Origin of the sequence: Sphingomonas sp. (genome assembly GCF_017744835.1) — a bacterium.
In the GTDB taxonomy this organism is placed as follows: Bacteria; Pseudomonadota; Alphaproteobacteria; order Sphingomonadales; family Sphingomonadaceae; genus Sphingomonas.
On the sequence record NZ_JAGIAM010000001.1, the window covers coordinates 1,141,682 to 1,162,035 of the forward strand.

The following is a 20,354-nucleotide window of genomic DNA, read 5'->3' on the forward strand; positions in this document are numbered from 1 at the left end:
CGCTCATCGTGCGCCGGCGGCCTGCAGCGCCGCCTCGACCTGCGGCCATGACGAGGCCTCGATCTTCTGGCCGTTGACGAAGAAGGTCGGGGTGCCGTTCACGCCATGCTCGGTGGTCGCGGCGCCGTTCACGCGCGCGATGTCCTGGATCAGCTTCTGGTCGGTCAGGCACTGGCGCGCCCGCGCCTCGGGGATGCCGCGCTGCTTGACGAACTCGACCAGCCCGAGCGCGTCGGCGAAGCGCGCCGCGGCCTCGGGCGGGGGCAGCTGCTGATACTGCTCGATCAGCTGCGGCGAGCTCTGCTCGAGCTCCTGCAGCCGCTGCGCGAACTGCGGCTGGTTGGCGTACATCTGGTCGAGCATGTTGAAGAACGCCTCGGTCGGCGCGCACTGGTTGAGCAGCGCCAGCGCGAAGTCGGGCGCGCCGTGCACCAGGAAGTCGCGGAACTCATAGCTTACGCGGCCGGTCGAGATGTACTTCTGGCGCAGCGGCTCGACCCCCTCGGCAGCGAAGCGGCCGCAGGTCGGGCAGGTGCGCGAGCCATATTCGAGCAGCTTGATCGGGGCGTTGGGGTTGCCCTGCATGAAGCCGTCGGCGGTGCGGGTCACCTTGTCGAGCCAGCTCGTCCCCGCCGGCGGCGCCACGGCGGCGACCGGGCTCTCGGAGGTTACCGGCGCCGAATCATTGCCGCCGCCACCGCAGGCAGCGAGCGCGAGAAGGGGGAGCAGGGCAAGGGCGGAACGCATGTCTCGAAGTCTCCTGTGGATCAATTGTCGGCGGCGCGAAGCTCGGGCTGCAGCGCCGCCCAGCTATAGGCGCGCACCTTGCGGCCGTTGACGAAGAAGCTGGGCGTGCTGTCCACGCCATGGACGTTGGCGGCATCGGCATTGGTCTGGGCGATGCGCTTGATCGCGACGGGGTCGGTCAGGCAGCGGCGCGACTGCGCCTCGGGCACCCCGAGCTGCTTCATGAAGGCGATCGCCCCCATCGCCTCGGCGAAGCGCGTCGCCATCTGCGGGACGGGAAGCTGCTGATAGCCCTCCAGCGTCTTCATCGGCACCTTCTCCAGCTGCTCGGCAAAGGCCCGCTGGTTCGCGAACATGCGGTCGAGCACCGGGAAGAAACGCGCGGTGGGCACGCACTGGTTGAGCAGCGCCAGCGCGAAGTCGGGCGCGCCGTGGATCAGATAGTCGCGGAATTCATAGCTGAGCTTGCCGGTCGCCACCCATTCGCGGCGCAGAGGCTCGACGCCCTCGGCGGCGAAGCGGCCGCAGGTCGGGCAGCCGCGCGATCCATATTCGATCAGCTTGATCGCCGCATTGGGATTGCCCTGGCGGTATCCGCCCTCGGGCGTGCGCACGACGGTGGTCAGCCAATTGGCCGGCGCGCGCTTCGCCTGGCCGGCGACGGCGGGGCCCATGCCGACGAGCAGCAGCAACGCTGCCGCGAGCATCCGCAGGCCGCGCATCAGTCGATCCGGCCCAGCTGCGGCGTCTCGCCGTTCGCCGCGACGCCGGCGGCCAGTGCTTCAAGCACTGCCTTGAGTTCGGGATCCGCAATCCCCCGCAGGCTCTGCCCGAGCGATTCGGGGACGGGCTTCAGGCTAGGCGGCGGCGCGGCCCTTTCGGCGCGCTTCACTTCGCCGTGCCGGATCGCGAGCCGCGCCACCGCCGGATAGCCGAAGAAGCGGTTCACCCGCTCGACGATCTCGGGGGCGATGTGCTGCATCATCGGGGCGTGCGCGCCCGAGACGACCAGGCTCAACACGCCCTCGGCGCGCTTGCCCTGGGGAAAGCGAATCGATTCCGGGATCGAGACGCGCGCATAGCGATCGCCGACGATCTCGCTCCAGCGGCTGACGATGCTGTGCTGGACGAAGCCGAACTTGCGGAACGCCGCGCGGCCCACGTCGGGAAGCAGCTCGGAAACCGGCCGCGCGCGATTGGAGCGCTGGGGCTCGAGCTTGGGCTGGCGCGTGGTTGCCCGTGCAGTCGGCTTTGGGGTCTTCGTCATTTCCCCCAACCCATGCCATAGGGCCCTGTGCCCGACAACGTCCCTCGCGCAATCGCCGCCCCGCTGCTCCACTGGTACGACGCCCATGCGCGCGATCTGCCCTGGCGCGCACGGCCCGGCGCCAATGCGCCCGAGCCTTATCGCGTCTGGCTTTCCGAAGTCATGCTCCAGCAGACCCAGGTCGCGAGCGTCATTCCCTATTTCGAGAAATTCACCGTGCGCTGGCCCAGCTTCGAGGCGCTGGCGACGGCAGATGACGCCGAGCTGATGGCTGCCTGGGCGGGGCTCGGCTATTATGCCCGGGCGCGCAACATGGTGGCCTGCGCTCGCGAGGTCGCGGCGCGTGGCGCCTTGCCGGGAGAAGAGGCGGCCCTGCGCGCGCTGCCCGGCATCGGCGCCTATACCGCCGCGGCGATCGCCGCGATCGCCTTCGGGCAGCGCGCGGTGGTGGTCGATGCCAATGTCGAGCGCGTCGTCGCCCGGCTCTTCGCGCTCGCCGATCCGCTTCCGGGCGCTCGGCCGCGCATCCGCGAGCTTACCGATTCGATCACGCCGGACGCGCGCGCCGGCGATTTCGCCCAGGCGATGATGGATTTGGGCGCGACCATCTGCACTGCGCGTTCCCCGCGCTGCCTGGCCTGTCCGCTGCGCGAGCACTGCGCGGGCTTCGCCACCGGCGCGCCCGAGGCTTTTCCGGTCAAGGCGAAGAAACTGCCCAAGCCGCAGCGCTTCGGCACGATGTTCTGGGCCGAGCATGAGGGGAGGGTGCTGCTCGTCCGCCGTCCGGCGAAGGGCCTGCTCGGCGGCATGCGCGCGCTCCCCACCGGGCCGTGGGAAGCCTCGCCGCCCGGGCTCGCCGATGCGCCTTTCGCGGCGGATTGGCGCATGCTCGACGGGGGCGTCCGGCACGGCTTCACCCATTTCAATCTTGAGGTCGCGCTTGCGGCTGCCACAATCCCGTCGCAACCAGAGCCCACGCAAGGCGAATGGTGGCCGATCCGCGAGATGGCATCGGCGGGGCTGCCCACGCTATTCGCCAAGGCGGCGGAAAGGTTCGGGAGGGATTATGCATAAGGCTCTGGGCTGGGGAATCGTCGCATCGCTGGCGCTCGCCGCGCCGGTGCACGCCGTCGCGCAGGTAGCTCCGCGCGAGACGCAGGCGCTGGCCGACCGCTATGTCGCCGAGGGCCATGTGCCCGGCGCCGTGGTCGCCTTTGCCCAGGGCGACGCCGCCCCGACCATCGTCGCCGCCGGCCGCATCGCCAGCGAGCCGAATGCGCCCAAGGCCGACGTCGACAGCCTGTGGCGGGTCTATTCGATGACCAAGCCGATCACCGGCATCGCCGCGATGATCCTGATCGAGGAAGGCAAGCTCAAGCTCGACCAGCCGATCAGCGATTTCATCCCGGCGTTCCGCAACATGAAGGTGCTGGTCGATCCCGCCAGGGATCTCACCAGCCGCCCGGCGACGCGCCAGATCACCGTGCGCCACCTGCTCACCCACACCGCGGGGCTCGGCTACAACATCATCACCAAGGGGCCGCTGCTCGACGAGTACAACCGGCTGGGCATCAATCCCGCGCAAGTGAGCGCGGCGCTGGAGCCGGGGATGCGCGCCGCCCGGCCGAAGAGCCTCGAGGAGTTTGCGAATCGCGTCGCGACGCTGCCGCTGATCGCCGAGCCCGGCAGCAAGTTCAGCTATTCGATCGCGCTCGACCTGCTCGGCCGCGTGATCGAAGTGGCGAGCGGCGTACCGTTCGATCGGTTCGTCGACACGCGCATCCTCGCCCCGCTCAGGATGAACGCCAGCTACTGGACCGTCCCGGCGGACAAGGCGGGCATCCTCGCCACCAATTATGCGCTGCTCGGCACGAATCGCGTGGCGATGGATCCCGGCGCGACGTCGGTGTGGCTTCAGCCGCCGAGCTTCCCTTATGGCGGCGCCGGGTTGGTCATGTCGACGCGCGACTATGACCGCTTCCTCCACATGTTGATCAACGAGGGGCAGCTCGACGGGGTGCGTATCCTCAAGCCCGAGACGGTGCGGCTCGCCATGTCCGACCTGCTCCCGGCGGGCGTGGACAAGTCGCTGCTCGCCGAGATGGCCAGCGACAGCGGCGTGCCGATGGGGTTCGGCGCTGGCGGATCGGTCTATCTGGCGGATCGTCCCGGCGGCCCGGGCAAGGGCACCTATGGCTGGGCGGGCGCGGCGGGGTCGATCGGCTGGGCGGACCCGAAGAACAAGGTCCGCGCGACGGGCATGATCAACCTGCTCGGCGATTCGGGCTTCCGGCGGGAGCTCGGGCGCACGGTCTACGCCGACCTGGCCAGGTGAACGGCGTTCAAATGATTGCTCCCGGTTTCACCGGCGGCACGCTCGATCGTGCCGACCGCGTCCGTCACGAGCCCGAGCGGCTCGCCGCGGCCGAGGCCGATCCGCGTGCGCGGTTGCTCGTGCTGCATGGACTCGATCCCGAGCTCGATGACCAGGGCCGGCTGAGCTGGACCGGCCTCCGCGAGGCCCAGGGCGAGCGGCTGTTCCTCGGATTCGACCCCGACGGCGCCCCGCTCTTCGCCATGGCGCCCCCGCACGGCCGGCCCTTCCCGAACGCACGCAGCCCGGCGCTGTTCGCGATGCTCGATCGCTTCCACGCCGCAGACGCCGCGCTCTATGCAGCGGCGCGCAGCCTGGTCGACTGGCACGGGCGGCACGGCTTCTGCGCGGTATGCGCGACGCCGACCATGATCTCCCACGCCGGCTGGGCGCGCAAATGCCCCAATTGCCAGGCCGAGCATTTCCCACGGGTCGAGCCGGTGGTGATCATGCTCGCCGAGCGCGGCGACAAGGTGCTGCTCGGCCGCCAGCCGCCTTGGCCGCCGGGACGCTATTCGGCGCTCGCCGGCTTCCTCGAAGTCGGCGAATCGATCGAGGAGGCCGTGCGCCGCGAGACGCTGGAAGAGACCGGCGTGCGCGTCGGCGCGGTCCGCTATGTCGCCAGCCAGCCCTGGCCCTTCCCGTCGTCATTGATGATCGCCTGCATCGGCGAAGCGCTCGACGACCGGATCGCGATCGACGCGCACGAGCTCGAAGATGCGCGCTGGTTCAGCCGCGACGACGTCCGCCTCGCGCTCGCCCGCGATCCTGCCGCGCCCTTTGGCGCCGCCCCGCCCTACGCCATCGCCCACACGCTGCTGACCGCCTGGGTGGACGGCGCGTAGCGGGCCGATCCCCCTGGCGGGGAGGATCGAGAATCAGTCTAGGGCCGCGCGCGTGCCTGGGGGTAGGTGCCGAGCACGCGCACCCATTTGGTGTGGAACTTGAGCTCCTCCAGCGCGCGGTCGAGCGCCGGCTCGCCGGGGGCGCCGACGATATCGGCGTAGAATTCGGTCGCCGCGAAGCTGCCGCCGCGCTGGTAGCTCTCCAGCTTGGTCATGTTGACGCCGTTGGTCGCGAAGCCGCCGAGCGCCTTGTAGAGCGCGGCGGGGACGTTCTTCACTTCGAAGATGAAGGTCGTCATGAACGGACCCTCGGCACCCAGCGGACGCGGCTCGCGCGCCAGGATGACGAAGCGCGTCATATTGTGCTCGGCGTCGGCGAGGTCGGTCGCGAGCAGCTCGAGCCCGTAGAGATCGGCGGCGGGCGGCGGCGCGAGCGCGGCGACGGCCGGATCGGCCATCTCGGCGACCACCGCGGCCGCGCCGGCGGTGTCCGGGTAGGAGAGCGGCGCGATGCCGTGCGCCTTCAACCATTGGCGGCACTGGCCGAGCGCCTGGGGGTGGCTCATCGCCTGGCGCACGCCGGCGATCGGGCCGGTGCCCATCAACCCGTAGCGGATCGGCAGGAAATGCTCGCCGACGATCGTCAGCCCCGATTCGGGAAGCAGGAAATGGATGTCGGCGACGCGGCCGTGGAGCGAATTCTCGATCGGGATCATCGCGCAGTCGGCGCGGCCTTCCTTCACGGCCTCGATCGCGTCCTCGAACGAGAAGCAGGGGAGCGGCAGCCCGCCGGGCAGCGCCTCGCGCACCGCGACGTGCGAATTGGCGCCGGGCGCGCCCTGAAAGGCGACCGCGCGCGCAGGCTCGGCGGCGGCCTCGGCGATCATCTGCGCCACGATCGGGCGCGCGGGGGCGGCGAAATTCTCCATTGCTGCGCGGCGCTAGCGGCCCTTTCGACAGCCGGCAAGCATGCTTGCGGTCGCGAAACGCCCAGCCTAAAGGGCGAGCGACTTACCTTTAGGGGCATGCGATGGACGATCGGTTCAATACTATTGCGGGCTGGGCTCTGGCGGGCGGAATTGCGGCGCTCGGCCTAACGATCGCGAGCGGCATGATCTTCCATTCCGAACGCCCCGAGAAGATGGGCTATGCCATTGAGGGCGTCGAGACCGCCGGCGAGGGCGGCGCCGCCGCTGCGGCCGAGCCGATCGCGGTGCGCCTCGCCAAGGCCGATCCGGCCAAGGGCGCCGATGTGTTCAAGCAGTGCACCGCCTGCCACACGATCGACCAGGGCGCCGCGTCGGGCATCGGCCCGAACCTCTACGGCACCGTCGGCAAGCCGCACGGCCACCTGCCCGGCTTCGCCTATTCGGACGCGCTAAAGTCGGTCCCCGGCGCCTGGACCTTCGAGGCGCTCGACGCCTGGCTGACCTCGCCGCGCAAGTATGCGCCGGGCACCAAGATGACCTTCGCCGGCCTCGCCAACCCGCAGGACCGCGCGAACGTGATCGCCTATCTCAACAGCCAGGGCTCGAACCTGCCGCTCCCGGCCGCTCCGGCCGAGGGCGCCGCTCCCGACGCCAATGCCCAGGCGAACGTCGCCGAGGGTCCGGGCACTGCCGATGTCGCCAACCAGGCGGCTCCGGCCGCGGGGGCGCCGGGCAAGGATCCCCAGGCCGCGATCCAGGCGGAGGAAAAGGGTTCGCTCCCCAAGAGCAACCACTGATCCCGGGCCCATCGCTAACGTCAAAGGCCGCCCTTTTAGGCGGCCTTTTTCGTTTCCGGGTCAGCGCCGCTTTTCGCGCTCGCGCCAGAAGTCCTGGACGATCTCCCAGCCCTCTTCTGCCGTCTCGACGAAGCGGAACAGGTTGAGGTCGCGCGGCGAAATCACGCCTTCCTCGCACAGCGCGTCGAAATTGAGGACGCGGTTCCAGAATTCCTTGCCGTAGAACAGCACCGGGATCGGCTCGATCTTGCCGGTCTGGATCAGCGTCAGCAGCTCGAACGCCTCGTCGAAGGTGCCGAACCCGCCCGGGAACACCGCCACTGCGCGCGCGTGGATCAGGAAGTGCATCTTCCTCAGCGCGAAATAGTGGAACTGCAGGCTCAGCCCCGGGGTGACATAGGGGTTGGGCGCCTGCTCGTGCGGCAGCACGATGTTGAGCCCCAGGGTGTCGGCGCCCACGTCGCGCGCGCCGCGGTTGGCGGCTTCCATGATCGACGGCCCGCCGCCCGAGCAGACCACGAAGTGGCGCTTGCCCGATTCGTCGAGCGGGAAGTTGCTCGCGCGCCGGCCGAGCTCGCGCGCGACTTCGTAATATTTGGACTTCTCGATCAGCCGCTCGGCGACGCGCTTCTGCTCGGGCGTCTCGGCCAGTTCGAGCAGCGCCTGCGCCTTGGCCGGCTCGGGAATCCGCGCCGAGCCATAGACCACGAAGGTCGAGCCGATATTGGCTTCCTCGATCAGCAGCTGCGCCTTGAGCAGCTCGAGCTGGAAGCGCACCGGGCGCAGGTCCTCGCGCAGCAGGAAGTCCATGTCCTGGAAGGCGAGGCGATAGGCGGGATGCTCGGTCTGCGGCGTGCCCGCGGCGGTATTGGCGTTCTCCGCTTCCTGCTGGGCAGGGCGGAAGACGCGGCTGGGAACTCGTGTGTCGTTCATTTCGTCCGGCTTAGGCGCATGCCGGCGCGGCTGCAAATCCGTAAAGACTCAGGCGCAGAGCGGCCGCCCGCCCATGTCCATGTGCATGTGGTTGTAATGCGCGGAATTATAGTCGGGCGTGAGCACCGTCTTGAAGCGCCGGCACGCCGACTGGCGGATCACCGAGAGGAAGCTGCGCACTGCCGGGTCCTGCGTGTGCCAGTCGCGCTCGATCGTGATTCGCCGCCCGTCGGCGAGCACGAATCCCGATATGTCGACGGCATTGGCAGCGGCATGTTCCGAAAGTCGGGACGCGCCCGCATTGCCGATCACCGGCCGGCACGAATAGGTGCCGAAGCTCTCCACTTTCGCCAGCGGGCTTCCCAATATCTGGGCCGCGGCCGGCGCGACGGCATAGCGCACCCAGCCGGTGAAAGCCTGCGCCAGCCCGCAGCGCATGCCCTTCAGGTTGGTCACCGGCACGCCGATGTCGATCAGCTCGACGGTGCCGGCCATGAAGCAGCCCCCGCCGAACTCCCGGTCGGCGAGCGGGCTGAAGCGGATGCTCTGCCGCGAAAGTTCGGTGAAGCATTGCTGCGTCTCGCGCGGCGTCGGCCGGGTCAGCGTCGAGCGGACCATCTTGGGGCGCGAGGGCCGCTCGTCGTCGCCGCCGCCCGCGCAGGCGCCGAGCAGCAGCGAAAGCAGCAGGGCGGACCCGACGCAACGATACATGAGGCCGAACATAGCATGGCGCGGCGCGCGGAAAAGCTACGCCTTTCGGCCAGCTTTTGACTTGGCCGCTGTTACCGTTACCATCCCCTTCGAACGCCGGGCGAGGACCCGGCAATAGGGGAGAGGCTTGATGGCCCGATTGCTCGCCGCGCTCGCCTGGGCGCTTACGCTCGTCGCATTTCCAGCCTTCGCCCAACAGCCTCCGGCCGAGCCGCAGCGCATTCCGCTCTGGGCCAACGGCGCCCCCGGCTTCGAGAGCCGCGCGTCGATCCCGGAAGAGGCCAGGGACTATTGGCTCAAGCCGGTCAACAACCCCAGCATCACCTACTACCCCGCCCGCCCGGGCCGCGAGACCGGCGCATCGGTGCTGATCATGCCCGGCGGCGCGCACGAGTTCCTGGTCATCACCACCGAGGGCGACGACGTCGCGCGCTGGTTCAACGAGCGCGGCGTCTCGGCCTTCGTGCTGCGCTACCGGCTCTTCCGCGGCAAGGATTCGCCCTACAAGTTCGAGAATGCCCGCGAGGACGCCGAGCGCGCGGTGCGGACGATCCGCGCCCATGCGAGCGAATGGAAGCTCGATCCGAACCGCGTCGGCGTGGTCGGCTTCTCGGCCGGCGGCGAGCTCGCCCGGGTGACGCTGCTCAGCCCGCCGGTGCCCGCCCCCGGCAGGGGCGACGCGATCGACAAGCTCTCCGCCCGCCCCGATTTCGGCATTCTCGTCTTCCCCGGGCCGCTCCACGGCGAGGAGAAGATCACGCCCGACTCGCCCCCGCTGCTGCTCAGCGCCGCGAGCGACGACCAATGCTGCTCGCAGCCGACGATCGACCTGCTCACCGCCTATCGCGCCGCCGGCGCCTCGGCCGAGCTCCACCTCTATGCGGCGGGCGGCCACGCCTACAACATGGGCGAGACCACCCCGCTGGTCAGCCTCCGCCGCTGGCCCGAGCAGATCACCAACTGGATGACCGACCGCGGCCTGCTCACCCGCTGGCCGCCCGAACCGCAGCCGGCCAGGCGCTGACTCGCTATTCCCCTCCCTGCTTGCAGGGAGGGGCAAGGGGTGGGTTCAGCGGCGGGCGAGGCTCGATGCCTCGACCGGCGCTTTTTTTGGGCCGTATCGCTAGTGGGTCTTTTTGAGCGCGCAGACGCGCGCACCCACCCCCGGCCCCTCCATGCAGGCAGGGAGGGGAGCAAAGCCTCCTTCCTTCACCGCACCGCAAGCCGATTGACTTTCCCCCCGCCGCCGCTAGGGCCGTCGGCGGGCCACGCGGTCCCAACGCCGCGCGTGCTCTCTGCAAGGAGAGTCTATATGACTGATACGACTGCCGCCGGCGCCACCATTGCGCCTGCCGTTACCAAGCCCGCCACCAAGCCGGCACGCCCCTTTTTCTCTTCGGGTCCCTGCGCCAAGCCTCCGGGCTGGGACGCCGCCAGGCTCGCGACCGAATCGCTCGGCCGTTCGCACCGCTCGAAGCTCGGCAAGACCCGCCTCCAATATTGCATCGATCTGATGCGCGAGATGCTCCGCCTGCCGGAGACGCACCGCATCGGCATCGTGCCCGGATCGGACACCGGCGCCTTCGAAATGGCGATGTGGACGATGCTCGGCGCGCGCGGCGTGACGACGCTTGCCTGGGAGAGCTTCGGTGAAGGTTGGGTCACCGATGCCGTCAAGCAGCTCAAGCTCGATCCGACGGTGGTCCGCGCCGATTACGGCCAGCTCCCCGATCTCGACAAGATCGACTGGTCGGATGACGTGCTCTTCACCTGGAACGGCACCACCAGCGGCGTCCGCGTGCCCGACGGCGAGTGGATTCCCGTCGACCGCGAAGGCCTGAGCTTCGCCGACGCGACCTCGGCGGTGTTCGCCTATGACATTCCCTGGGACAAGATCGACGTCGCCACCTTCTCCTGGCAGAAGGTGCTGGGCGGCGAGGGCGCGCACGGCGTGCTCATCCTCGGCCCGCGCGCCGTCGAGCGGCTGCAGGACCACACCCCCGCCTGGCCGCTGCCCAAGGTGTTCCGCCTGATGGCCAAGGGCGCGCTCGCCGAGGGCGTGTTCAAGGGCGAGACGATCAACACCCCCTCGATGCTCGCCGTCGAGGATGCGATCTTCGCGCTCGAATGGGCCAGGGGCCTGGGCGGGCTCGAGGGCCTGATCGCGCGCTCGGACGCCAATGCCGCCGCGCTCGAGAAGATCGTCGCAGAGCGCGACTGGCTCGGCCATCTCGCCGAGGACCGCGGCATCCGCTCGAAGACCAGCGTCTGCCTGACGGTCGAGGGCGCCGACGAGGCGTTCATCAAGAAGATGGCGTCGCTGCTCGAGAAGGAAGAGGCCGCGTTCGACGTCGCCGGCTATCGCGACGCCCCCGCCGGGCTGCGCATCTGGTGCGGCGCGACCGTCGATACCGCCGATATCGAGGCGCTCGGCCCCTGGCTCGACTGGGCCTACGCGACCGCTCGCGATTCGTGATCGTCATCCCCGCGAAGGCGGGGATCCAGAGTGACAAGCAATTCCCTCAGTAACCCTGGGTCCCCGCCTTCGCGGGGATGACGGGGTGGAGAACCAAAATGCCCAAGGTACTCATCAGCGACAAAATGGACCCCAAGGCCGCGCAGATCTTCCGTGAGCGCGGCGTGGAGGTCGACGAGATCACCGGCAAGACCCCCGAGGAGCTCAAGGCGATCATCGGCCAGTATGACGGCCTGGCGATCCGCAGCTCGACGCGCGTCACTGCCGAGATCCTCGAAGCCGCGACCAACCTCAAGGTGGTCGGCCGCGCCGGCATCGGCGTCGACAATGTCGACATCCCCGCGGCCTCGGCCAAGGGCGTGGTCGTCATGAACACCCCGTTCGGCAATTCGATCACCACCGCCGAGCACGCCATCGCGCTGATGTTCGCGCTCGCCCGCGACCTGCCCGAGGCCGACAAGTCGACTCAGGCCGGCAAGTGGGAGAAGAACCGCTTCATGGGCGTCGAGGTCACCGGCAAGACGCTGGGCCTGATCGGCGCGGGCAACATCGGCTCGATCGTCGCCGATCGCGCGCTGGGGCTGCGCATGAAGGTGATCGCCTATGATCCCTTCCTCACCCCGGAGCGCGCGCTCGAGATGGGCGTCGAGAAGATGACGCTCGACGATCTGCTGCTGCGCGCCGACTTCATCACGCTGCACACGCCCCTGACCGACCAGACGCGCAACATCCTCAGCCGCGAGAATCTCGCCAAGACCAAGAAGGGCGTGCGCATCATCAACTGCGCCCGCGGCGGGCTGATCGACGAGGCGGCGCTCAAGGAAGCGCTGGAGAACGGCCATGTCGCCGGCGCGGCGCTCGACGTGTTCGCCACCGAGCCTGCCAAGGAGCATCCGCTGTTCGGCACGCCCAACTTCATCTCGACGCCGCACCTCGGCGCCTCGACCACCGAGGCGCAGGTCAATGTCGCGATCCAGGTCGCCGAGCAGATGGCCGATTACCTCGTCACCGGCGGTGTCACCAACGCGCTCAACATGCCGAGCCTCTCGGCCGAGGAAGCGCCGCGGCTCAAGCCGTACATGGCGCTGGCCGAGAAGCTGGGCTCGCTGGTCGGCCAGCTCGCGCACGGCGAGCTCGCCAACATCGCGATCGAAGTCGAGGGCGCGGCCGCCGAGCTCAACCAGAAGCCGATCACCGGCGCGGTGCTCGCCGGGCTGATGCGCGTCCATTCGGACACGGTGAACATGGTCAACGCGCCGTACCTCGCCAAGGAGCGCGGGCTCGACGTGCGCGAAGTGCGCCATGACCGCGAGGGCGATTATCACACGCTGGTGCGCGTGACCGTCGGCACCCAGGCGGGCGACCGCTCGGTTGCGGGCACCTTGTTCGGCAATTCGGCGCCGCGCCTGGTCGAGCTGTTCGGCATCAAGGTCGAGGCCGATCTCGCCGGGCACATGCTCTACATCGTCAACGAGGACGCGCCGGGCTTCATCGGCCGGCTCGGCACCACGCTGGGCGAGGCGGGCGTCAACATCGGCACCTTCCACCTCGGCCGCCGCAACGCCGGCGGCGAGGCAGTGCTGCTCCTCTCGGTCGACGACGAGGTCAACCCCGACCTGATCGCCAAGGTCCGCGCCCTCCCGGGCGTGAAGACCGCGATGGCGCTCAAGTTCTAGGAACTGGAGCGCTGCCCCTCTCCCGGTCCTCTCCCGATGGGGAGAGGGAGCTTGTGTGCCGATACGGCGCGGCTAGGCTATAGCCCTCTCCCCTCCGGGGAGAGGGTTGGGAGAGGGGCAGTGCCGAAAACCGACGAGGTGCTGCTCGCCCGCGCAAAGCAGATGCGCGGCAATCCTACACCCACCGAAGCAGCAATGTGGCGCATCCTCCGCGCCAGGCAGTTCGAAGGCGTCAAATTTGCTCGCCAGGTGGTGATCGCGCCGTATATCGCGGATTTCGTCGCGCGGTCGCACAAGCTCGTCATAGAGATCGACGGCGACACGCATGCGCTGTGCGAGGCGAAGGACGCGCGGCGCACGGCTTGGCTCGAGAGGCAGGGATATCGCGTGATTCGGTTCACGAATTATGAGGTCGGGAGCAGTTTGGACGGTGTGGCCCATCGCATCGCCGACGCGCTCGCTCCACGGCCCCTCTCCCAACCCTCTCCCCGGCGGGGAGAGGGCTTTTGACGTCCAGCCAGCCCGATACGATGCTCCGCGTGCGGGCCGAACGGGTCGGCCTGTTCGAGACGCCGATCCTGCACGGCCGGGTCGCGGACCATGAATCGATCGATGCCGAGCTCGCCCAGGCGATCCGTGCGCGGATGGCGGAGGGCGGCAGCATCGGCCGTTCCAACATCGGCGGCTGGCATTCCCCGACGGACCTGCTCGGCTGGGGCGGCGCGGCGGCGGAGCGCGTGACCGATGCGGCGATCCGCCTCGCCCGGCGCATGTCGCATTTCGACGATCGCGACGCCGCGAGCGTCCACTGGTCGGCGCGGGTCTGGGCGAACGTGCTCGCGCCGGGCGGGCTCAACATGAGCCACGCGCATCCCGGCGTGCTCTGGGCGGCGGTCTATTATGTCGATGCCGGCCTCGCGCCGGGCGAGACCGAGGGCGGCGAGCTGTTCCTCGAGGACCCGCGCTTCCCGGTGCCGCTGATGACCTTTCCGGGCTTCCGGATGATCGGCGCCGACGGGCTGCCGCAGCTCGGCGAGTACAAGATCAAGGTGCAGGCGGGCGACCTGGTGCTCTTCCCGGGCTTCATGCGCCATGGCGTGACGCCGCACCGCGGGAGCCGGGACCGGATCTCGGTGGCGATGAACCTCTATGCCAAGGAAGGCTGACGCGCGCGAATGACCGGACTTCTCCCCGAGGGCTTCCACGACCGGCTGCCGCCCGCTGCCGATGCCGCCGCGCGGCTGGAGACGCGCGTGCTCGGCGTCGCGCGCCTCTATGGCTATGAGCAGGTCGATCCGCCGCTCGCCGAATTCGCCGACGAGCTCGGCGCGCGGCTCAAGGCCGGTGGCCTGCGCGACGCGGTGCGCTTCATCGATCCGGTGTCGCAGCGCACGCTGGCGATCCGGCCCGATCTCACTGCGCAGGTGGGGCGGATCGCAGTCACGCGCATGGGCCACCATCCGCGCCCGGTGCGGCTCTCCTATGCCGGGCCGGTGCTCAAGCTCAGCGCGTCCGAGCTCAATCCGCAGCGCGCGATGCGCCAGATCGGCTGCGAGCTGATCGGGCTCGACAGCGTCGCGGCGGCGCGCGAAGTGGTCGGCGTCGCGATCGAGGCGCTTGCCGGCGCCGGCGTCACCGGGCTCGCGCTCGACTTCACCCTACCCGACCTGGTCGACACGCTCGCGGGCGAGACGCTCGACGCCGCCCGGCTCGAGGCGCTCCGCGAGCGGCTCGATGCCAAGGACGCGGGCGGCGTGGCGGCGATCGATTCGCGCTATCTGCCGCTGATCGAGGCGGCGGGGCCGTTCGATGCTGCGATGGGGCGGCTGCGCGCGATCGACGCGGGCAAGGCGCTGGCGAGCCGGCTCGACGGCGTGGCGGAGATCGCCGCGGGGCTCGGCGGCAAGGTCGCGCTGACGCTCGACCCGACCGAGCGGCACGGCTTCGAATATCAGACCTGGCTGGGCTTCTCGATCTTCGCGCAGGGCGTGCGCGGCGAGATCGGGCGCGGCGGCAGCTATACGGTCATCCACCCGGACGGCCGCGAGGAGATGGCAGTCGGCTTTTCGCTATTCGCCGATCCGATCCTCGACGCGGGGCTGGGCAGTGGCGAACGGCGGCGGCTGTTCCTGCCGTACGGCACGCCTGCCGAGGCCGGGGCGAAGCTGCGCGCCGAGGGCTGGGTCACGGTCGCCGCGCTCGAGCCGGGCGACACGCCCGAGGCGCAGCTCTGCAGCCATGTGCTCCAGGACGGCGAGCCCCGGGCACTTGCAAAATAGGATTTCGCCTGCTGCCATCGCGCCGCGGCCCCGTGCCGCCGCTCTTTGACAGGTCGAACTACCCGTATTTGACGCCCAATATGCGCGAACTTCGTGAAGTTTCGCGAAGTTCAGCGCGCTAGCAGTCCTGCGATGTCGCCCGCTGCGAAAAATTCATGGGCCGTGCCGACCGCCGATCGGAACCGCGCGTCGGCCGCCAGCCGCGCCCCGAACACCGGCTCGATCGCCAGCATCGCGGTGACCGGATCGGCGCTGGTTGCGGCTGCGGCGAGCGTGTCCGCCAGCGGATCGGTGATCTTCTCGCCGGCCTGGGCCTTGCGGCGGATGAAGGCGATCCAGGCCGCCACCGGCACTGCCAGCCGCTCGACGCTGCGCCCGGCCTCGAGTGCCGCACGCGTCGTGTCGAGTAGGCGATAGGGAAGCTTCTGCGAGCCGTCCCAGGCGATCTGGCTGAGCAAGTGCCGGATCGCCGGGTTGCGGAACCGGTCGAGCACCGCATCGGCATAGGCTGCCTTGTCGAGCCCCTCGACCGGCGCGAGCGACGCGGCGATGTCCTGGTGGACGAGGCGCGTGACGAAGCCTTCGAGCGCGGCATCGGACATCGCCTCGAACACGGTCTCGTGCCCGCGCGCCAGGCCGACATAGGCCAGCGTCGAATGCGCGCCGTTGAGGATGCGCAGCTTGGCCTGCTCGTATCCGCGCACGTCGCTGGTGAGCGTCACCCCGGCTGAGGCGAGGTCGGGCGCGTCGGCCATGTCGAAGCGCTGGAGCACCCACTGCGTGAAGCTCTCGCGCTGGACCGCGGCGCGGTCCTCCACACCGAGCGCGCCCTGCACCTGCGCCAGGAAGGCGGCGTCACTCGCCGGGGTGATCGAATCGACCATCGAGTCTGGGAAGGCGACTTCGGCCTCGATCCAGTCGGCCAGGGCCGGATCGAGTTGGCGGGCGAAGGCGGCGCAGGCGGCGCGGAGCTTGGCGCCGTTGCCGGTCATGTTGTCGCAGCACAGCATCGCGAAGGGCGTGGTGCCGGCGGCGCGACGATCGGAAAGCCCCGCGACGATCCAGCCGATGACGCTGGCCGGCTCGGCGGGGGAGGCGAGGTCGTGGACGATATCGGCGTGGTTGAAGTCGAGACTGCCGTCGCCGCTGAGGCAATAGCCCTTCTCGGTCACCGTGCTCGTCGCCAGCCGCACGCCCGGATCGGCGAGCAGCTTCCGCAGCCGCGCGCCTTCGCCCGGGCCGATCGCGTCCGAATGCGCGGCGACGATCCGCATGCTCGGCTCGCGGTCGATCACTGCCAGCGTGTAGAGTCCGTCCTGCGCCTTGAGCGCGTCGGTCGTCCCGCCGCTGCGCAGCGACACGGCGGCGATGCCCCAGCGCGGGTCCTGGTCGAGCAGCCGGTCGACATAATGCGCCTGATGCGCGCGGTGGAAAGCGCCGGGACCGAAATGGACGATGCCGGTGCGGACCGCCTGCAGGTCGTGGCCGGGACGGGCGATGCTTGCCGGCAGGGTGGCAAGCGCGGAGCGGGAAAGTGTCGTCATCGCCTCTGCCCCAAGCAGCCCGGGCGGGGGCGAGTCAATCCGCCGTCAGTAGCTCCGCACGCCTTGCGTGCCAGTCCCACCGGGGATCAGCGAGCCGGTCCTGTTCAGATCGCGCAACGCGCTCTTGGGCATCTGGAAGCGGACCTGGCGGTTGGGGAAGTCGATCTCGACGCGGCGGAAGCTGCGCAGCGCATCCATGCCGAGCAGCAGCGCGGGCCGCTCGGTTAGGCCGAACCGCTCGAACGGCGCGACGTCGGCGAAGGCGACGGGCATCGAGCCGAACAGCACATCGCCGATCTTGATCCCCTCGACGTTCGAATATTCGGCGCGGGCAGTGTCGCCCAAGACGCTGGTGAACTCGATCGGCTGGGTCTTGAGCCTGCCACCGATCCTCCGGCGAAGCGCCGAATTGCCCATCGTGACCTGCGCGCCCGTGTCGAGCACAACCTGGACGCGCGTGTTCCCGAAATAGGCATCGGTGACGATCAGCTGCCCGAACAGGCTTTTGGCAGTCACGACGATCTCGCCGCGGATATAGCTGGTCTTGCGCTTGCGCTTGGCGCTGGGACGCACCGACATGGTGCCGCTGTCGAAATCGATCGTCACTTGATGGTTCTGCAGCGTGTCGATGCCGAGCAGTCCGGCCGCGCCCAGGTTGCGGCCCGCGAGCGCCGGGGCGACGATCGAATGATGCTCTCCCACCGAGGGGATCATCAGCTGCGGCACGAGCACGGTGTCGACTCGCCTCGAGCCGGTCATCGAGGTGAGCATTACCGGCTGGCTTGGCACCAGGCGCAGCGAGCCGGCGAGCTCGCGCGACACGACGGTCCGCTCGGCGCCGGTATCGATGATGAAGTTGTAGGGCCCGCTGGCGCCGAGCGCGACGGGCACCGTCAGCCGCGCGTCGAGCGTCCCGAGATCGACCAGCGTCCCGTCGACCGGCGCCTGCGGGGCGATCATATCGGGGTCCTGGCGACCGAGGTCGCGGCCTTCCGCGGCTGTCCCGAGCAGCAGCAGGAGCATCAGCGCGGGTGTAGGGCGAAACATGCAGGAAACAATATACCTCCGCATGTTGCGCAGCAATCATATTTGCGCGGGCGTGAAGGTCAGTCGATCCGCATCGCCTCGGCGGCGATCTGCTCTGCTTCCATCAGAAGCGCGTCCTCACCCGCTCCCTGTGGGACAGATTCGCGGCCGATCATGATCAGCACCGGCACTGCCATCGGGCTGACGCGCGGCAGGTCGATGTGCAGCATGCGCTCGCCGGCGGTGTCGAGCAGGTGCGCGAGCCGGCCAACGTCGGTCATCCGCGCCCGCGCATCGGCCCAGGCGGCGCGCAGCAGCAGATGGTCCGGCTCGTATTTGCGCAGCACGTCGTAGATCAGGTCGGTGGAGAAGGTGACCTGCCGCCCGGTCTTCTTCCTTCCCGGGTGCTGGCGCTCGACCAGCCCGCCGATGATCGCGACTTCGCGGAAGGCGCGTTTGAGCAGCGCCGATTGCTGCACCCAGTCGACGAACTCATGCTCGAGGATGTCGGGCGAGAAGAGCGCGGCAGGATCGGTGATCTTCTCGAGTCCATAGACCGCGAGCGCATAGTCGTTGGCGACGAAGCCGAGCGGCTTGAGCCCCATCGCCTCCATCCGCCGCGTGATCAGCATGCCGAGCGACTGATGCGCGTTCCAGCCTTCGAAGCTGTAGGCGACCATATGGTGTCGCCCCTCGTGCGGGAAGGTCTCGACGAGGAGCTGGTCGGGGCCGGGGATCGCCGAGCGATATTGTTGCGCTTCCAGCCATTCGCGCACGTCGTCGGGAAAGCGGCGCCATTGACTGCGGTCGTGGAGGAAGGCGCGGACGCGATTGGCCAGCGTCGCGGTGATCGCGAGGCGCGCGCCCATGTAGGAGACGTAGCGCGCCTGCTTGGCGGTGGCGCGGACGATCAGGTCGGTCGCCTCGACGCGCTCGACCTCGAGCGCCAGCCCCGCGAAGACGAAGGTGTCGCCCGGCGAGAGCTGCGCGCCGAACGCCTCCTCGATCTTGCCCAGCCGGCGCCCGTTCTTGAAGCGCACCTCTAGCATCGGTGCCTCGACGATGATGCCGGCGTTGAGCCGATGCTGCGCAACAAAGGCGGGGCTGGTGACGCGCCACAGCCCGTCCTTGCCTTTGGTCAGCCGCTTGAACCGGTCGTAGGCGCGCAGCGAATAGCCGCCGTCGGCGATGAAGCTGAGCACGCGCTCGAAGGTCTCGTCGGCGAGCGCCGAATAGGGCAATGCTGCGCGAACTTCGTGCAGCATTTCGGTTGCCTCGAAGGGCATGGCGCAGGCGCAGGCCATGACGTGCTGCGCCAGCACGTCGAGTGCGCCCGGGCGGAAGACGTCGGGATCGAGCTCACCTTGCTCCACTGCATCGAGTGCGGCACGCGCCTCGAGATATTCGAAGCGGTTGCCCGGAATCAGCACGGCCTCGCTCGGCTCGTCGAGCCGGTGGTTGGCGCGGCCGATGCGCTGGAGCAGGCGCGACGAGCCCTTGGGCGCGCCCATCTGGATCACGCAATCGACGTCGCCCCAGTCGACGCCGAGATCGAGGCTGGCGGTCGCAACGAGCGCGCGCAGCCGCCCCTCGGCCATCGCGTCCTCGGCGCGGCGCCGCGCCTCGAGGCTGAGGCTGCCGTGGTGCACGCCGATCGGCAGCTTCATCTCGTTGATCTTCCAGAGCTGCTGGAAGACGAGTTCGGCGAGGCCACGCGTGTTGCAGAAGATGATCGTCGTCTTGTGCGTCTCGATCTCGGCCATGACCTGGGGAATGGCATAGACGCCCGAATGGCCGGCCCAGGGGACGATCCCCTCGGGCAGCAGGATCGCGATGTTGGGATCGGCGCCCTTGTCGCCCTGGACCAACGCGACGCTGTCGATATCGCCATGGGGTGCGAGCCATGCACGATAGCCGTCGGGATCGTCGACCGTGGCGGAGAGCGCGACGCGCCGCAGCCCGGGAGCGAAGCGCTGGACCCGAGCCAGCGCCAGCGCGAGCAGATCGCCGCGCTTGCCCGTCGCGAAGGCGTGGACCTCGTCGATGACGACCGTCTTCAGGTCGGCGAACATCATCGCGCTGTCCTCATAGGAGAGGAGCAGGCTCAGCGATTCGGGCGTGGTGAGAAGGATCTGCGGCGGGCGCGCGCGCTGGCGGACCTTGCGCTCGTGCGGGGTGTCGCCGGTGCGCGTCTCGACCCGGATGGGCACGCCCATCTCCTCGATCGGCGTCAGCAGGTTGCGCCGCACATCGACCGCGAGCGCCTTGAGCGGCGAGATATAGAGCGTGTGCAGCCGCTCGGACGGGCTCTCGATCAGCTCGGCGAGGCTGGGCAGGAAGCCTGCGAGCGTCTTGCCCGCGCCGGTGGGTGCGACGAGCAGCGCGTGACGGCCGGCGCGCGCGGCCGCCAGCATCTCGAGCTGATGCCGCCGCGGTGCCCAGCCGCGCGCGGCGAACCAGCGCGTCAGCGGATCGGGAAGGGACGGGTCTTCGTCGGCCACGCGCCAGCGTTCGCCCGAGCGACCGCTGCGATGCAAGCGCTCAGATGATTTCGCCGGCCTCGCGCGCCTTGTCTTCGCGGTCCTGCTGCTCGTAGCGCTCGCGCGTGGCGGCTTCGGTATGCTCGATGTCGCGGCGCGATCCGCGGTTGGCGAAGATCGCCCAAGCGATCGCGATCGCGAGAAGGATCGGGCCGACTACGACCATCAGGCCCTGAATGCTCGAAAGATCCATTGACGCACCTCCTGGCC

20 protein-coding genes are annotated in these 20,354 nt (G+C 69.2%); 10 read left to right on the forward strand and 10 right to left on the reverse strand.

Features of this window, described 5'->3' with window-relative positions; genetic code table 11:
* Window positions 1-3: 3 nt before the first annotated feature.
* Genes J7500_RS05495 through J7500_RS05505 form a run of 3 tightly spaced genes read right to left on the reverse strand, consistent with a single transcriptional unit; the run spans window position 4 to window position 2,014 of the window.
* Window positions 4-747: a thioredoxin domain-containing protein gene (locus J7500_RS05495; protein WP_294060500.1), complete on the reverse strand. Its 744-nt coding sequence runs from the start codon at window positions 745-747 to the stop codon at window positions 4-6.
* A gap of 20 nt (window positions 748-767) precedes the next feature.
* A complete protein-coding gene (locus J7500_RS05500) occupies window positions 768-1,469 on the reverse strand; it encodes a thioredoxin domain-containing protein (protein ID WP_294060501.1) in 702 nt (233 codons plus the stop codon).
* Entirely contained in the window at window positions 1,469-2,014 is a 546-nt protein-coding gene (locus J7500_RS05505; RefSeq protein WP_294060502.1) for a DUF721 domain-containing protein, read from the reverse strand. The genes J7500_RS05500 and J7500_RS05505 overlap by 1 nt, the downstream gene beginning before the upstream one ends.
* Window positions 2,015-2,041: 27 nt before the next feature.
* Between J7500_RS05505 and J7500_RS05510 the strand changes: the two genes are divergently transcribed.
* The 3 genes from J7500_RS05510 to nudC are packed head-to-tail and all read left to right on the forward strand — an operon-like array spanning window position 2,042 to window position 5,233.
* The gene (locus J7500_RS05510; RefSeq protein ID WP_294060503.1) at window positions 2,042-3,088 is read left to right on the forward strand and encodes an A/G-specific adenine glycosylase; all 1,047 of its coding nucleotides are present in this window, start codon (window positions 2,042-2,044) and stop codon (window positions 3,086-3,088) included.
* Window positions 3,081-4,349: a serine hydrolase gene (locus J7500_RS05515; protein ID WP_294060504.1), complete on the forward strand. Its 1,269-nt coding sequence runs from the start codon at window positions 3,081-3,083 to the stop codon at window positions 4,347-4,349. Before J7500_RS05510 ends, J7500_RS05515 begins: the two co-directional genes overlap by 8 nt.
* 11 nt (window positions 4,350-4,360) lie before the next feature.
* Entirely contained in the window at window positions 4,361-5,233 is an 873-nt protein-coding gene (nudC, locus tag J7500_RS05520) for an NAD(+) diphosphatase (RefSeq protein WP_294060505.1), read from the forward strand.
* Between the two features lie 38 nt (window positions 5,234-5,271).
* Here nudC and J7500_RS05525 read toward each other — a convergent pair whose 3' ends face one another.
* Window positions 5,272-6,162, reverse strand: a complete 891-nt coding sequence (locus J7500_RS05525; RefSeq protein ID WP_294060506.1) for a prephenate dehydratase — start codon at window positions 6,160-6,162, stop codon at window positions 5,272-5,274.
* A gap of 101 nt (window positions 6,163-6,263) precedes the next feature.
* Between J7500_RS05525 and J7500_RS05530 the strand changes: the two genes are divergently transcribed.
* The gene (locus J7500_RS05530) at window positions 6,264-6,959 is read left to right on the forward strand and encodes a cytochrome c family protein (protein WP_294060507.1); all 696 of its coding nucleotides are present in this window, start codon (window positions 6,264-6,266) and stop codon (window positions 6,957-6,959) included.
* 60 nt (window positions 6,960-7,019) lie between these two features.
* Here the strand turns inward: J7500_RS05530 and J7500_RS05535 are convergent, their stop codons facing one another.
* Both J7500_RS05535 and J7500_RS05540 read right to left on the reverse strand, forming a co-directional pair.
* On the reverse strand, window positions 7,020-7,892 hold the full coding sequence (locus J7500_RS05535; RefSeq protein WP_294060508.1) for an LOG family protein: 873 nt from the start codon (window positions 7,890-7,892) through the stop codon (window positions 7,020-7,022).
* A gap of 48 nt (window positions 7,893-7,940) precedes the next feature.
* Window positions 7,941-8,615: an extensin family protein gene (locus tag J7500_RS05540; protein WP_294060509.1), complete on the reverse strand. Its 675-nt coding sequence runs from the start codon at window positions 8,613-8,615 to the stop codon at window positions 7,941-7,943.
* A gap of 118 nt (window positions 8,616-8,733) precedes the next feature.
* Between J7500_RS05540 and J7500_RS05545 the strand changes: the two genes are divergently transcribed.
* From J7500_RS05545 to J7500_RS05570, 6 genes are all read left to right on the forward strand, one after another.
* Window positions 8,734-9,627, forward strand: coding sequence for an alpha/beta hydrolase (locus tag J7500_RS05545; protein ID WP_294060510.1), 894 nt, complete (start codon window positions 8,734-8,736; stop codon window positions 9,625-9,627).
* A 288-nt stretch (window positions 9,628-9,915) separates the two neighbouring features.
* Complete coding sequence (locus J7500_RS05550; RefSeq protein ID WP_294060512.1) at window positions 9,916-11,079, forward strand: phosphoserine transaminase; 1,164 nt, start codon at window positions 9,916-9,918, stop codon at window positions 11,077-11,079.
* 98 nt (window positions 11,080-11,177) lie between these two features.
* The gene (gene serA / locus J7500_RS05555) at window positions 11,178-12,755 is read left to right on the forward strand and encodes a phosphoglycerate dehydrogenase (RefSeq protein WP_294060513.1); all 1,578 of its coding nucleotides are present in this window, start codon (window positions 11,178-11,180) and stop codon (window positions 12,753-12,755) included.
* A 120-nt stretch (window positions 12,756-12,875) separates the two neighbouring features.
* Complete coding sequence (locus tag J7500_RS05560; protein WP_294060514.1) at window positions 12,876-13,265, forward strand: endonuclease domain-containing protein; 390 nt, start codon at window positions 12,876-12,878, stop codon at window positions 13,263-13,265.
* A complete protein-coding gene (locus J7500_RS05565) occupies window positions 13,262-13,921 on the forward strand; it encodes a TIGR02466 family protein (protein WP_294060515.1) in 660 nt (219 codons plus the stop codon). Before J7500_RS05560 ends, J7500_RS05565 begins: the two co-directional genes overlap by 4 nt.
* A gap of 9 nt (window positions 13,922-13,930) precedes the next feature.
* Entirely contained in the window at window positions 13,931-15,034 is a 1,104-nt protein-coding gene (locus tag J7500_RS05570; protein ID WP_294060516.1) for an ATP phosphoribosyltransferase regulatory subunit, read from the forward strand.
* A 110-nt stretch (window positions 15,035-15,144) separates the two neighbouring features.
* Here the strand turns inward: J7500_RS05570 and J7500_RS05575 are convergent, their stop codons facing one another.
* Genes J7500_RS05575 through J7500_RS05590 form a run of 4 tightly spaced genes read right to left on the reverse strand, consistent with a single transcriptional unit; the run spans window position 15,145 to window position 20,337 of the window.
* Window positions 15,145-16,578: a mannitol dehydrogenase family protein gene (locus J7500_RS05575; protein ID WP_294060518.1), complete on the reverse strand. Its 1,434-nt coding sequence runs from the start codon at window positions 16,576-16,578 to the stop codon at window positions 15,145-15,147.
* A 45-nt stretch (window positions 16,579-16,623) separates the two neighbouring features.
* The gene (locus tag J7500_RS05580) at window positions 16,624-17,625 is read right to left on the reverse strand and encodes an aspartyl protease family protein (protein ID WP_294060519.1); all 1,002 of its coding nucleotides are present in this window, start codon (window positions 17,623-17,625) and stop codon (window positions 16,624-16,626) included.
* A gap of 59 nt (window positions 17,626-17,684) precedes the next feature.
* Window positions 17,685-20,105, reverse strand: a complete 2,421-nt coding sequence (locus tag J7500_RS05585) for a ligase-associated DNA damage response DEXH box helicase (RefSeq protein WP_294060520.1) — start codon at window positions 20,103-20,105, stop codon at window positions 17,685-17,687.
* Window positions 20,106-20,145: 40 nt separating this feature from the next.
* Window positions 20,146-20,337 (reverse strand): hypothetical protein, encoded by a 192-nt coding sequence (locus tag J7500_RS05590; RefSeq protein ID WP_294060521.1) that lies wholly within the window; start codon window positions 20,335-20,337, stop codon window positions 20,146-20,148.
* Window positions 20,338-20,354 lie beyond the last annotated feature (17 nt).